This window comes from Bacteroidota bacterium, from assembly GCA_016194975.1.
Taxonomy (GTDB): Bacteria; Bacteroidota; Bacteroidia; order Palsa-965; family Palsa-965.
Genome location: JACQAM010000007.1, coordinates 50,178 through 64,246 on the forward strand (window position 1 = coordinate 50,178; position 14,069 = coordinate 64,246).

The 14,069-nt window shown below is 43.3% G+C and carries 10 protein-coding genes; 5 read left to right on the forward strand and 5 right to left on the reverse strand.

The genetic code is table 11. From position 1 onward, the window contains the following. Positions 1 to 163: 163 nt before the first annotated feature. The gene (locus HY064_04860; GenBank protein ID MBI3509970.1) at positions 164 to 589 is read right to left on the reverse strand and encodes a response regulator; all 426 of its coding nucleotides are present in this window, start codon (positions 587 to 589) and stop codon (positions 164 to 166) included. Between the two features lie 268 nt (positions 590 to 857). Here HY064_04860 and HY064_04865 point away from each other — a divergent pair, with 268 nt between their 5' ends. Then, positions 858 to 2,357, forward strand: coding sequence for a GWxTD domain-containing protein (locus tag HY064_04865; GenBank protein MBI3509971.1), 1,500 nt, complete (start codon positions 858 to 860; stop codon positions 2,355 to 2,357). A 67-nt stretch (positions 2,358 to 2,424) separates the two neighbouring features. Further along, positions 2,425 to 3,459, forward strand: a complete 1,035-nt coding sequence (locus tag HY064_04870; protein MBI3509972.1) for a glycosyltransferase family 2 protein — start codon at positions 2,425 to 2,427, stop codon at positions 3,457 to 3,459. A gap of 76 nt (positions 3,460 to 3,535) precedes the next feature. Here HY064_04870 and HY064_04875 read toward each other — a convergent pair whose 3' ends face one another. The 3 genes from HY064_04875 to HY064_04885 all read right to left on the reverse strand — a co-directional run bounded on the left by HY064_04875 (position 3,536) and on the right by HY064_04885 (position 7,986). Next, positions 3,536 to 4,834, reverse strand: coding sequence for a glycosyltransferase family 4 protein (locus tag HY064_04875; GenBank protein MBI3509973.1), 1,299 nt, complete (start codon positions 4,832 to 4,834; stop codon positions 3,536 to 3,538). Beyond that, positions 4,831 to 7,338: a YfhO family protein gene (locus tag HY064_04880; GenBank protein MBI3509974.1), complete on the reverse strand. Its 2,508-nt coding sequence runs from the start codon at positions 7,336 to 7,338 to the stop codon at positions 4,831 to 4,833. Before HY064_04880 ends, HY064_04875 begins: the two co-directional genes overlap by 4 nt. A gap of 408 nt (positions 7,339 to 7,746) precedes the next feature. Next, positions 7,747 to 7,986: a DUF4834 family protein gene (locus HY064_04885; GenBank protein MBI3509975.1), complete on the reverse strand. Its 240-nt coding sequence runs from the start codon at positions 7,984 to 7,986 to the stop codon at positions 7,747 to 7,749. Positions 7,987 to 8,099: 113 nt separating this feature from the next. On the opposite strand from HY064_04885, the gene HY064_04890 reads away from it, so the two are divergent. Next, positions 8,100 to 8,564: a hypothetical protein gene (locus HY064_04890; GenBank protein ID MBI3509976.1), complete on the forward strand. Its 465-nt coding sequence runs from the start codon at positions 8,100 to 8,102 to the stop codon at positions 8,562 to 8,564. 108 nt (positions 8,565 to 8,672) lie between these two features. After that, a complete protein-coding gene (locus tag HY064_04895; GenBank protein ID MBI3509977.1) occupies positions 8,673 to 9,659 on the forward strand; it encodes a hypothetical protein in 987 nt (328 codons plus the stop codon). A gap of 60 nt (positions 9,660 to 9,719) precedes the next feature. On the opposite strand, the gene HY064_04900 is transcribed toward HY064_04895, so the two are convergent. After that, complete coding sequence (locus tag HY064_04900; protein MBI3509978.1) at positions 9,720 to 11,699, reverse strand: DUF349 domain-containing protein; 1,980 nt, start codon at positions 11,697 to 11,699, stop codon at positions 9,720 to 9,722. Between the two features lie 129 nt (positions 11,700 to 11,828). On the opposite strand from HY064_04900, the gene paaZ reads away from it, so the two are divergent. Beyond that, the gene (gene paaZ, locus HY064_04905) at positions 11,829 to 13,958 is read left to right on the forward strand and encodes a phenylacetic acid degradation bifunctional protein PaaZ (GenBank protein MBI3509979.1); all 2,130 of its coding nucleotides are present in this window, start codon (positions 11,829 to 11,831) and stop codon (positions 13,956 to 13,958) included. The last annotated feature ends 111 nt before the right edge of the window (positions 13,959 to 14,069 follow it).

Sequence of the window (14,069 nt, forward strand, 5' to 3'; positions counted from 1 at the left end):
CCTTCGGGAGTTTTTTGAAAAGTACAAAAAAATCGAGCGTTCTCACCTTCGCGTTCATCCAAAAGACAGCGAATAAAAGACAAAGAAAAATCAGTATCCGTTTCATCAGGGATGCAAATGAAATTTACAACGCAACGGAATTTGCTTTCAACAGAAAAATTTGTCAGGTAATGTGATGAGCGTAGTGCTGCTCGTAAATATCGAGCGCATCAAGGAAATGCTGTTTTGTCATTGGCTTTGTAAGATAGCCGATCACTCCGGGCACCGAAAAAGCGCGGCGTTCATCTTCTTCCCTGTGCGACACAGTAAGAATAATAATGGCGGGAGATTTTCCTTTTTCGAAATGCAATGCACTGAAGTGATCCAGTATTTCCCATCCGCTCATATCGGGCAAATTCAGATCAATGATCATGATCTCAGGATAAGTGTTGTTTTTTTTACATCGCTCAAGGTAATCAAGAGCGTCATTGCCGTCTTCCGCAGTTATGATGTGATTGGCAATGCAAATATCTTCCAGTATCTTTTCATTATACGTATTGGTCATAAAATTATCTTCCACCAATAATATGGAATGTAGTTTTCTGTTCATGGCGCATGGTTTTTGAGGTTTGCGGGCAATAAAAAAAGGCGTCATCCCCAATTGTATCTAAGTTCCGATAATCAAAAAATAATTTTATTTCTTTTTCGATGGTTGGGAATATTTCAGGGATGGTTTGAAACTTTCATGTTCCCGGGCAATGAAAACCTGGTTGAAGCCAGGAGGCGGTTCATTGCGCCAATTTTCGTAACTTTATATATTGAAGTTCCAGAATGATATCCATCCCCTCGCTGGCAGAAGTTAACTCAAATCAATTTTCATGAAGCGCCTCCTTCTTTTACTGGTTATCCTGGTCAACACTTCTCTTGTAAGGTCGAACGAACTCACCGCCAATCTCGGTTGGTGCGCATTTTCCACTCCCGATAGTAAAAGTTACGTGGAAACTTATCTTTCCTTCATTGGCAATTCGCTGGTGTATGTGAAAAATGCCAATGGAAAATTCCAGGCATCCATTGATGTGACGATGATCTTCACGATGGATGATTCCATTAAAGCTGCAAAAAGATATACGCTGAACAGCCCGGAAACGTCAGACACTTCTAAAGTCGCCAACTTTCTCGACCTGCAGCGCATTCCATTGCCAATGGGATTTTACACCATGCAACTTGTGCTTGCCGATCTGAATCGTAAACCGCAACGGCCCATCACGAACTGGAAATCGGTGATCGTTGACATTGAAAAAGATTCTGTTTCACTTTCAGGTTTGGAATTCCTCGATTCCTACAGCGCAACTACATCGAACAACGCACTTTCTAAAAGCGGTTACGATCTTGTTCCCTACGTTTCCACTTTTCTTCCTTCGAATATGACCGATCTGAATTTCTACGGGGAAATTTACAACACGTCGAAGGTGATGAAGCCCGATGAAAAATTCGTGGTCTTCTATTACATCGAATCGTCAATGAATACGCGCATGAATGATTACAATGCGTTCGTAAAACTTGCACCGCAGAAAATAAATTCGCTGCTCTACTCTTTCAAGATCGGATCGCTTCCTTCGGGTTCTTATCATCTCGTTGTGGAAGTGCGCAATTCTTCCAATCGTTTACTGTGCCTTCGAAGTGTTCCATTCGAGCGTTTCAATCCCGGTGTCAGTTATCAATTGGCTGATGTGAAAGGATTGGATGTGAGCACCACATTCGCCGGCAAGATCACGAATGCCGATACGCTGAGCGATTATATCCGTTCGCTTCGCCCGATAAGCAGCGATGCCGAAGCGGAATTTGCGGAGAACAGGATCAAGGCCGGTGATGTTACGCTGATGCAGCAATATCTTTATAATTTCTGGCTCGCGCGTAATGAAACCGATCCCGAAGCAGAATGGCATAAGTACAATGCGGAAGTTCAGAAAGTGAATCATGAATTCGGAACGCAGATCATGAAAGGATACCAGACCGATCGCGGAAGAGTTTATCTGCAATATGGCCCTCCCGATCAGCGCGTGGTAGTAGTGAATGAACCGAGTTCTTATCCTTACGAAATCTGGCAGTATTATCACATCGATGGTTCACACAATTACACGAATGTGAATCAACCCGGAAATACACAGCAGACCAATAAAAAATTTGTGTTCGCGGATTTCGATCTTGCTACCAACAATTATATGCTCATTCATTCCGATGCGCGCGGCGAAGTGCGTGATGACGGATGGAAAACACGTTTGCTGAAACGCGATAATGCGATTCACAACATTGACAACACTGATGTGAATCCGCAATACGGTGGAAATTCTTCCGACTGGTACACGGATCCCCATTAAATTTCAAAAATTCCATTATTCAGATTTATTCCGTTAATAATTGAATCTTTGAATCATTAGATCTCCTATGGCGAAAGTTGCTGTTGTCATTCTCAACTGGAACGGAAAAGATCTTCTTGAAAAATTTCTTCCTGCTGTTCTGAAATTTTCTCCTTCCTGGGCAGAGATCATTGTCGCGGATAATGCTTCTTCTGATGATTCGGTGAAGTGGCTTCGTGAAAATCATTCTTCGGTACGAATTATTCAGAATGAAATGAACGGCGGTTACGCGAAAGGATACAACGATGCGCTGAAAAAAACCGATGCCGAATTTTATGTGTTGCTGAATTCAGATGTGGAAGTAACAGAAGGATGGATCGGGAATGTGATCGCGCTGATGGAAAAAGAGGAGAAGATAGGCGCATGTCAGCCCAGTATCCGGTCGTATCATGAAAAAGAAAAATTCGAATATGCAGGAGCGGCGGGCGGTTTCATTGACAAATGGGGCTATCCTTTCTGCCGCGGAAGAGTTTTTGATACGTACGAAAAAGATTCCGGGCAATACAATGACGACTGCGAAGTTTTCTGGGCAACCGGCGCTTGTCTTTTTGTTCGCTCGAAAGCTTATCACGAAATGGGCGGATTCGATGAGGATTTTTTTGCACACATGGAAGAGATCGATCTGTGCTGGCGAATGCGCAACCGCGGATGGAGCGTAATGTATTGCGGAAGCTCGGTCGTTTTTCATATTGGCGGAGGAACACTTGCCAAACAGAGTCCGAAAAAAACTTTTCTGAATTTCAGGAATAATCTTGTTTTACTCTGCAAGAATCACGCGCCCGGGTATTTCTGGCTGAAAATTTTTCTGCGCATGTGTCTCGATGGAATAGCGAGCGTTAAATTCTTTTTCTCCGGCGACTTCGCACACGCGTGGGCAGTTCAGCGCGCGCACATGAGTTTTTATGCGCATATAGGGAGAACATTGCGGAAAAGAAAAACCGAGAAAAAAAATATCCGCCATTATGCAACGGCCTGCATTTATGAAAAAACGCTCGTGATGGAATATTTTTTTCGTGGCAAGAAAAAATTCAGCGACCTGGATAAAAATAAGTTCAGCAAGTAAAAAGGAAAAAAATAAAATTTCAAATCCCATAACCCTCAAACCGAAATCAACAATCTAAAATCAACAATCAACAATTTTAAAGAGAACCCAATACCTTAAGTAATTCTCCCGCCTGCTCTTCCCTGCTGAATTTTTTTATCGCTTCATGATCTGCACCGCTTGTTTTTCCTTTCAGTTTCCACTCTGAATATTTTTCAAGGATGAATTTTTTCATTCCGTTCTCATTTTCATAATCAAAAGTCATTCCAGCGCCACAGGATGAAATTATTCCTGCCGCGTCTCCGTCTTCCGGGCCAATACACAGAATTGTTTTTTGTGTGGCAAGATATTCGAATAATTTTCCCGTGAGAATTCCTTTGTTTCCTTTTGCATCCGGGATTACGAGCAATAAAAGATCGCCGCTGCACATCTGCTTCACGGCTTCATGATGCGGTACGTGCGGAAGGAATTTTACTTTTTCCTTCGCTGCATTTTGAATTGCAGTTTTAATTCCGCCCGGAAAACTTCCCGTGATGTGAAGCATCATTTCAGGGCATTCTCCTTCGAGCGATCTCACTGCCGAAAGAAATTTTTCAATCCGGTAATCATCAGTAAGTGTTCCCGTATAGGAAATTATAAAATGTGAATTCTGCTGTTGCTTTTGATTTTTAAAATCTTCGGCGTCGAAACCATTAGGGATCACAAAAAATTTATCCGGGTTCAATTCCTTTGATTTAGAAATTAATTTTTTTCGGATCTCTTCACTCACCGTTACCACGGCATCTGCCTGTTCCAGAACTTCACGTTCCATTTCCGCATCGCGTTTTCTCGAGTAATCCGTGAGATAAAGTTTATCGTAATAATAAATATCGGTCCACTGATCGCGCAGGTCGGCGAGCCATTTTATCCCGAATTTTTTTTTCAGTTTCAATCCTGTCAATTGCGTGGAATGCGGCGGACTTGTTGTGATAACGGCGTCTATCTTTTCTTCTTCAATGATCCTGCAACATTCTGCAAAAGCATATTTGTTCCAGCCCACACGCGCGTCCGGGAGAAACGCATTGCCGCGGATGAAACGTGTTACCTTCTGCGAGAATTTAAGTTGCCGTTTATCTTCATTGGCAAAACCACCGAAAGGAATTTGTTTTTTCCCTGTAATGGTCTTATAAATTCCGTAGGGCTCGAAAGTGGAAGTATGAAAAACTTTTACCGAAGGATCCACATCATGCTGCAGTGTTTCATCAAGCAAAGCATACGAAGCTTTCTTCGGATCCACGGTCACCACAAAAACTTTCACTCCTTTTTTTGCGAAGTAGCGGCTGAGCTTCACCCAACGCTGAACGCCGGCACCTCCACTCGGCGGCCAGTAATAAGTGATAATTAAAATCCGGTTCATGCTGCGGCTGCGGCCTCGTTCTTCTTACGCACACCCATGTAGATGCATCCACCGGCGAAGATCAGCAACAGGAATGATCCTGCAAGCGCCAGTTTCTCACCTGTGAAATAAAATGAAGGTTCGAATTTGAATTCGATCTTGTGATCGCCGGCAGGAATTTTCATTGTGCGCAGAACAAAATCGGCGCGCTGATGAGACACCGGCTTTCCATCGATGAATGCATCCCATCCTTTATCGTAATAGATCTCAGAAAAAACAGCGAGTCCTTCCGAGGAAGAATGAGAATTATATTTCAGATCGTTCGGCGCATAATCGGTGAGCGTGATCTTCGCTGTAGAATCATTCGCAGGTGTAATACTTCCGATCTCCGGTTGAAACGATTTATCGATCACGGCTGTTTTCTTCGGATCGATCTTGCTGATCGAAGTGAGTTCTTCATCGGCATCCTTCGCCCATTTTATTTCCTTAACGAACCACGCACTTCCGCATGCATTGGAATTGGTAGTAACGCCACCACGCGGATCGTAAATGAAATATTTTGTGTTGAGCATATTCAGCGCATTTGTTTTTTTCAACGCCGCCTGCGTTGCCGAATCGCCCGCGCCATAACTTTCACGAACAGATTTTTCTTCGTTCTCCATTACATTCTCATACAATTCCTGGATACGTTTCAGTTTAGCGCCGTGATAACCACCAACCGATTTATGATAAAAAGAAGTTGTCGCATCCTGCCAGGTAGAGACCGTGAGATTCATTACGCGATAATCTTTGTCGGGATCTTTGAGGATAAGAGAATCGGCCCTGGTTTTTTTCACAATGGCAGAAGAGTTTTTTACTTCCTGAAAATCAGATTCAGGCATATATCTTTTTCCAACAGCGAACATATCGACGAGAACAAGAACGGAAAGCGCACCGGCAAGCATGGGAAGAGAAAAAGGTTTGCGCACGTAAAACCAGAGCAATCCTGCGGCAAGCAAAATAAAAAAGAAACTTCTTGCTGCATCTGATTTTGCAATTTCCATTCGCACCGTCGTGAGCTGATCGATGTATGCATCCGCTGCACTCTGGTCGCCTCCTTCTTTAATGATCTCTTCTGAAATTCCTTTCGACTCATTTTCACCTACAAGTTGTGCGCCCGACGGGCCCGATGCATACGTGAGCAGGCTCAATCCCCCGGTGATCGCAAATGCGATATAGAGAAATTTTATTTTCAATTTGATGGCCGCCGGATCTTTCACGATCTCTTTTACCGCAAGCATTGCCAATAACGGAATGGTGAGTTGCGCGATCACGAGGATCATGTACACCGAACGGAATTTATTGTAACCGGGAACATGATAGAAAAAGAAATCTGTGAGCCCCTGAAAATTATGTCCCCATGCAAGGAGAATGCAGAGAATAGTGGCGCCAAACAGCGACCATTTTATTTTGTCTCTCACGATGAACATGGCGAGTACTGCAAGAAAACACATAATGCTTCCTACATAAACCGGCCCGCTTGTGAAGGGTTGTTCACCGAAGTAGGCATAACTGTCGCCAAGACTTTTCCTGTAATTTTTATCGGCCGCATCCAGCGCATCCGGATCATAATCTTTTATTTTTTCCGAAGCGCCTCCGTAATAATTCGGAATAAGCAGCGTCATCGTTTCTGCTTTTCCATAGCACCACTGCGTTGCATATTCTATCGGCAATCCGTTTGTTTTAGTTTGATCTTTATTGTCGATGGTAATGTCTGATTTTCCCCGCGTGGAATATTTTCCATATTCTTCAGTGAGATAAAGACTCGTGAGATTAGGAAGTACCGCAATGAAAGCAGCAGCAAGAAGAAGTCCGAGCGATTTAAAAAGATAATTCAGTTTTTTATCGCGATACAAACGGATCGCTTCACCTCCGGCAATGAAAACAAGTGCGATCAATAAATAATATGTGACCTGCAGGTGATTGGCATACAATTCAAGCGCGAGTGCGATCGCGGTGAGTCCCGCGCCCAGCCACATGCGCCCACGCAACGTGATGATCACACCCATGACCACCGAAGGCATATACGCGACCGCGAGCGCCTGCGTGTTGTGCCCGGCGGTGATGATCACAATTTCGTACGCCGATAATCCGTACGCAAAAGATCCGGCGATACTCAGCCATGGATCCACTTTCATCACGAGCAATAAAAAATAAAAACAGATCATGCCGATGAAAATGATCGGCGCTGGAGATTTTAAAATTCCCATCAGGATCTTATTTCCGTATTGCACCCAATTGTTAGGATACAAAGTGGAGATCTGGTAAGCCGGCATTCCACCGAACATGCTATTAGTCCAGAGTGGTTCCTGCCCGTTGTGCGTTTTTCTGTATTGCGTAATTTCTTCGGATGCGCCTTTGAATCGGTCAATATCACCCTGGCTCAATTGTTTTCCGCCGAATACAAGCGGAGAAAAAAAGAAAGCCGTGATAGCAAGAAAAATTATGATCGCGGATACGACCGGGATGTAGCGTTTGGAATCCATAAGAAGTCTGATTTTTATCCCGAAGTGACGGGATGGCAAAGTTATCAAATTACCAATAGGAATCGGGCAGTTGGAGTAGAATGGAATTGCGTTCTCCGAATGCAGATTCCCAAAAATTCTAAGAGGCTGTCTAAATGATTAAAAAAAGTGAAACCCCCGCTTTGTTTTGGAAACAGCGGGGGCTTCTTAATTCTGAGACGTCCTTTCCGGCATTGGAGGCCTTACTTGAAGGGTTGCCGGCGGACAGCCAAACACCTTAACCAGAATTGTTACTCAATTGTACGATGAATTACCAATACAGTTATTGCACTTTAAACAAGTGGCCGATTCTTTTTTTATCTGGAAATTTTTTAAGGATAACTGGGAAATTCAAAATTGAACTATTGAATCTTTGAATTATCGAATCTTTCAATCTTTAATCTCTTCGAACTCCACATATTCTCCCTCGGAAGCCGGGATCCTTGGAGCAGAATTTGTTTTTACTTCCACGCGTGCATTTTCCGTGTCCGGTGTTTTCTTCGAAGATTTCTCCTGATAATTAGTGCGGGTTGTGCTGGAATACATCCGTGCAGAAGAACTTCCTGAAAAAACGGAGAATAATTTCAGGATGACCCAGATGCTAAGAATGGTAAAGAAGAATTCCTCCATTCAGCAAAGGTACTGAGTTATTGAGGTATTAGGGTATTGAGAATAGATGATACAACAGCACATTCCCCAAATACCTCAATACCCCATTACGCATTAACGAATAACTTTGTCTAATGAAAGTAACAGTAACCATCAAAGCACTGAATCCTGATTTCAAACAGGAAATTGCAGACACCCATCACGACGGAAAAGAAAGCGAAGACAATTTCAAATACAGCTGGGAGGATGAGTTTGAAGTGAACGGCGAAGTGAATGAATTTCTCATACGCAACAACGATTCTTATTTTCTCGAAGGAATGAATGGCAATGAAAAATTCAGTTATGAAATTCCATCCATGACGATCGTAGAATGTTTGGGAGAAGACGGATCGATCACAAGATTTGCTGCATCAAGAAAACTGATCAAAGACACCAAAAAGAATATTGACAAAAATGAGAATGTTCACTTTTATCTTTTTCTCAAAGGCGGGCAACGCATTGCAAATCCTTTGCAGGGAATTTACATCAGCATGAAAGATTTTCCTTCTGAATTGCCGCTACCGGAAGAAGAAGAGATAACCGGTGATGAGGAGGAATGAGGAATGTGCTAATGAAAAAATAAATAAAATATTTTGAAAGTGGAGGCATGTGCTGCAGACTCTCGCTGAAACTTTATGGAATTTCTACAAGATCTCGTCATAAGTTAAATGAGGTCACTGCTCCTTCTCTTGTTCTTACTTCCGCAAATTCTTGCCGCGCAATCAAGGCCTCTTAATGAGAAAGAAAAAATATGGCTTGATTCCGTTTACCAGGTACTCGGGAAGCCGGCAAATCTTTCCACTTACTTCGGCGACCGAATGAAAAATGAAGGAACAGTGAATATTTATTTTTCTCAAACAGGTGACACTTCATTTAGTTTTTCAATTGATCTATATCCCAATGGCCTTGTTCCGGACGATGGCGAGCACTACATTGCATTTTCTTATGACACGGAAAAAAAACTGCTCTCGACCGGCTACTGTTTGAATATTTATTTACTCCCGGAAGGGCCGGTCTTCTTCTACCTGAATTGTGGCGGTTTTACCAATTCGGGAATTCACGGCGCAACGATTTATTCACTTCATGATACTATTTTCAACTGCGGTTACAATAATGTGATTTCAGATACCGCCGTTCCTTCCCCGTGGTCGCCCGGGAAATATTTATTATTCTGCAACGGTGGCAATGCATCAGAAATTTTGCAGGTAATTGTTGGCAAGAAAGAAAAAAAGTTCCATCGGAAATATTCTTACGGAGAAAACGGAATTCTCGTTAACTGTATCCTCGATTCATTTGTGAGCTATAAAAATTACATCTACCCAAAATTTCAAAGGGGAAGTTCAATGCAATTACTCTTTACTAAAAATGATTTTGGAAAAATTCACACGGGTGATACGCTCCTGGTTTCAGTCATTCATTTTTTCAAAGGCGACAGCACACGCATTTATGATTACGCGATTGTTAACCGGGTCTTTCCTTTCAGCTATAAAAGGGTGGAAGAAATCGTGGAGTTCAGAGAATCTTATATCACCGGAATTTATCGAAGGTTGTCGTTCCATGTCCGCCTGACCTTCAACAATGGGGAATCGCAAAAAGGAAATCATGTGTTCCGATATCTTCGCCGCAAAAAGATCTTTTCGATTCCGGTTTATTGATATTGTCCAAATGCAATCTTCGTCTTCTTATTGTCAGACTGAGCTTGTCGAAGGCTGACATCAGAATCTCGGACGAAATCCTTTCTTCCCTTTGAAATTTTTCGGTTCCGGTTCGGGTTCTGGTTTTTCATCGCGGGGAATCATTTTCAACTGCGCTTTTAATTTTTCGATCTCCGCTTTTGCAGCGTCCACTTTATTCTGGTAATCGGCGACAAGTGATTGCGCCCCTTTTGATTTTCCGAAAAATCCGAGATTTGTTTCGAGCGTATTGATCTCGCCCTGCAAACGTTTTATTTTATCCTGGATATTCATGCGCTCGCGGTGCATCTGCTCTTTTCCTCTTTCAGTTTGTTTCAGCTGATCGTAATGAATTCGTTTCAGAATACTTTCATCGCCGCCTTTTTCTTTCAGTTGCGCGATCATTTTGTCGGTTGCCTTTTTCCATTCTTTTTCCAGGTGCTCGCGGTCGTTGCGCGCAGGAGGCGGAAGTTCATTCCATTTTTTCTGGAACGATACGATGACCTCACGTGCAGAAACAAGATCGGCTCCGAGATCCGCAGCATTCGCTTCGGCGATCAATGCCTCTCTTGCAACAGAATTCTCTTTGAACTTTGCATCGGCTTCTGCGAACTGTTTGTTCCTTCCTTCGAAAAATGCATCAGCCGCCGATTTGAAACGCTGCCATATTTTTTCTGAGACTTTGCGCGAAACAGGCCCTGTATTTTTCCATTCGTCCTGCAATTTTTTGAACTGCGTCGCTGTATTTTTCCAGTCGGTACTTGTTTTCAGCGCCTCTGCTTTTTCGCACAATGCCGTTTTCTTCACAAGATTCACTTTGAATTCTTCACGCAACTTGCCATAATAATTTTCGCGGTTGCGGAAAAATTTCAAACGCGCTTCTTTGAAACGTTTCCAGGTTTTTCCTTCATCTTCCTTCGGCACATGGCCGATTTTTCTCCATTCTTCAAATAAAGCATCCGTTTTGTCATTTGCATTCGACCATTCTTTATGCGAAGAATAATTCTTCTCTGCCTCTGCATCCATTTTTTCGCAAAGGGAGATCTTTGTTTTTAAATTTTCTTCGTGCTTTGCTTTTGATTCGAGCAGCAATGTATCGCGGCGTGCGTGTACTTTATCGGAAGCCGATTTGAATTTTTCCCAGAGCTGGTCATTCAGTTCTTTCGCTGCCGGCCCGATCTCTCTCCAGTTCTCATGCAATTCATGCAGTTGATTCAACGCACGTTTCACCGAAGCTTCTTTATCCAGCGCTTCCGCTTTTGAAATGATTTCTATTTTCAGTTCATGATTTTTCTTGTGATCGAGTTCGCGCAATTCGCGACTGATCTTTACCACATCATAAAACCGATCGAGATGGTGTTGCCAGTTTTTCCTGAGCTCCTCCACATTCGACTGCGGAACAGTGCCCGTTTCTCTCCATCGGTGTTGCAGCAATTGTAATTTATCAAATGCCTTGTGCATGCTCTCGCTCGTTTCTGCGAGTGCTTTTAATTCATCAACGAGTTCGAGTTTGGCAGCGAGATTTTTTCTTTGTACTGCTTCCTTCTGCTTCCGAATCTCAATTCTCCTGTTATTGAATTTACGAATGAGTTCATCGAATTTAGAAACAAGCGGATCTGTCGCAGGCTCGAATTTATCGTCCTCATCCTCCTTCGTTTCTAACCATGCACGATGTTTCGCTTCTGTTTCTTCCTTCACCATTTCCTGGAATAATTCTTTCACTTTGTCGGCATTCAATTTCACCGCATCATGATCGGTGGCCGCAAGAAGTTCTTCCATTTTTTTCAACAGATCTGCTTTTCCCAGTCCGGAGTAATCTTCCGCCTGCTGCAATTCGTCCTGTGGATCGTGGTTCTCTTCGGTGTTAATAATTCCTGCATGATCTTCCTGCCCATTGAGAAGTTCCTTGTCGGAGACGGGCTTCTGCTCTTTCGCGTTCTGTTCCATTGTGTGAGAAATAAAAACCTTGTCGTTCGACAAGGCCGGCGTGCATGTTGTTTCCTCAAAAATAGTAAAAGTCATTCGTCCGGCAGCTATGCAAAAAATATTTTTTCACTGATAAAACACCGGATTTCTATTATAGCATGGCGCTTACTTGATTATCTTCATAGCTTATTACCGGAATAAAAATCATTTTAATTTCAAAAAATTATGCCGACAACTGCCACTAAAACTTCATTGAGAAAACTCGACAACTATGCGCTCGGAAAATGGATCACGGGCGAGGGAGAAGGACAGATTCTTTATAATGCGATCACCGGCGATCCGGTTGCCGCTGCTTCGAGCAAAGGGCTTGACTTCGGTGCAATGTGCGATTTCGGAAGGAAGACGGGCGGTTCTCATCTGAAAAAAATGACCTTTCATGAGCGCGGGCGTATGATGCGCGCACTTGCGCTTCATCTGCTCAACAAAAAAGATGAGTTCTATAAAATTTCCTGGGCCACCGGTGCAACGCGTAACGACAGTTGGGTGGATATTGAAGGCGGTATTGGAAATTTATTTGCTTATGCTTCGCTGCGCCGTCAATTTCCCGATGAAACTTTTTGCGTGGAAGGTGATGTGGCAAAACTTTCGAAGAACAATACCTTCATCGGCCATCATATTTGCGTTCCTAAAGATGGTGTGGCCATTCATATCAACGCATTCAACTTTCCCGTTTGGGGAATGCTTGAAAAAGTGGCGGTGAACTGGCTCGCGGGTGTTCCTGCCATTGTGAAACCGGCAACACTTACTTCTTTTCTGACTGAAGCAGTGGTGAAAGAAATTGTTGCGTCCGGAATTCTTCCTGAAGGAGCATTGCAATTGATCTGTGGTTCTGCCAATGGAATTCTTGATCACGTGATCAACCAAGATGTGGTAACGTTCACCGGTTCTGCTTCCACCGGGAAAATGCTGAAATCACATCCGCGCCTGCTCGAAGAATCTGTTCATTTCAATATGGAAGCCGATTCACTGAATTGTTGTGTGCTCGGCGCAGATGTTTCGCCCGACAAACCCGAGTTCGATATTTTTATTAAAGAAGTGGTGCGCGAAATAACAACGAAGGCCGGGCAAAAATGTACAGCAGTGCGCAGGATAATTGTGCCTGAAAACCGCGTGGAAGAAGTTCGCGTTGCATTGGGAAAACGTCTTGCTCAGAATATCATTGGCGATCCGAATGTGGAAGGTGTGCGCATGGGCGCGCTCGCGGGAATTTCACAGAAGAAGGAAGTGATGGAAAAAATAGAGCATCTTTCGAAAACACAAAAGATCATCATTGGCGATTTTGAGAATTTCGAAGTGAAGGGTGCCGATAAAAATAAAGGCGCATTCATGCCTCCTGTTATTTTCCTCAATGAAAATCCTTTTAAAAATACGGATTGCCACAACATAGAAGCGTTCGGCCCCGTGAGTACGATCATTCCTTATAAAACAACAGATGATGCGATCGCCCTTGCGCGAATGGGAAAAGGTTCGCTCGTGAGTTCCATTGTTACTGCTGACGATAAAATTGCAAAACAATATGTGCTCGGTGCGGCGAGTATGCACGGAAGAATTTTAATTCTGAATATTGATTGCGCAAAAGAAAGTACCGGTCATGGTTCGCCTATGCCCTTGCTCGTGCACGGAGGCCCGGGCCGTGCAGGAGGCGGAGAAGAAATGGGTGGCAAGCGCGGCGTGTTTCATTATTTGCAGCGCACAGCCATTCAAGGATCGCCAACTACCATTACAAATGTGACGAACCAATATCAGTACGGCGGAAAATACATTGACAAAAAAATTCATCCGTTCCGCGAATATTTCGAAGAATTGGAAATTGGTGAAACCATTATTACAAAAACGCATACTGTTTCCGAAGACGATATTCTGAATTTCGCAGAATTGAGCGGCGATAAATTTTACGCGCACATGGATGCGGGCGCGCTCGATGGAACAATTTTCAAACGCACAGTTGCACACGGCTATTTCATACTCTCGAGAGCGGCCGGATTATTTGTGGATCCGCCGAAAGGACCCGTGTTGCTGAATTATGGAATTGACGAATGCCGTTTTACGAAACCCATTTACCCGGGAATGACCATCGGTGTACGTTTCACCTGCAAAGAAAAAATTGAGAATGACAAACCGCTGAAGGCGGCGAACGGAACAGAAGTAAAATGCGGAATTGTAAAATGGGTGGTGGATGTTTATGATGCGAGTGAACAGGATGTGCGTGATCAATACGGCGTGGAAGGAGCAACAGGAGATACAGTTGCGATCGCTACAATTCTCACGATGGTGAAATTGAAAAATCAAACGTAATAAATTCGATTTACGATTTGATCGACAGCATAAATGACGTCCGCATAAAATTCAAACAATGAACTGCTTTTAAATCCGCAAGTAGTATTGTTAGAATAAATTACAGAAGTA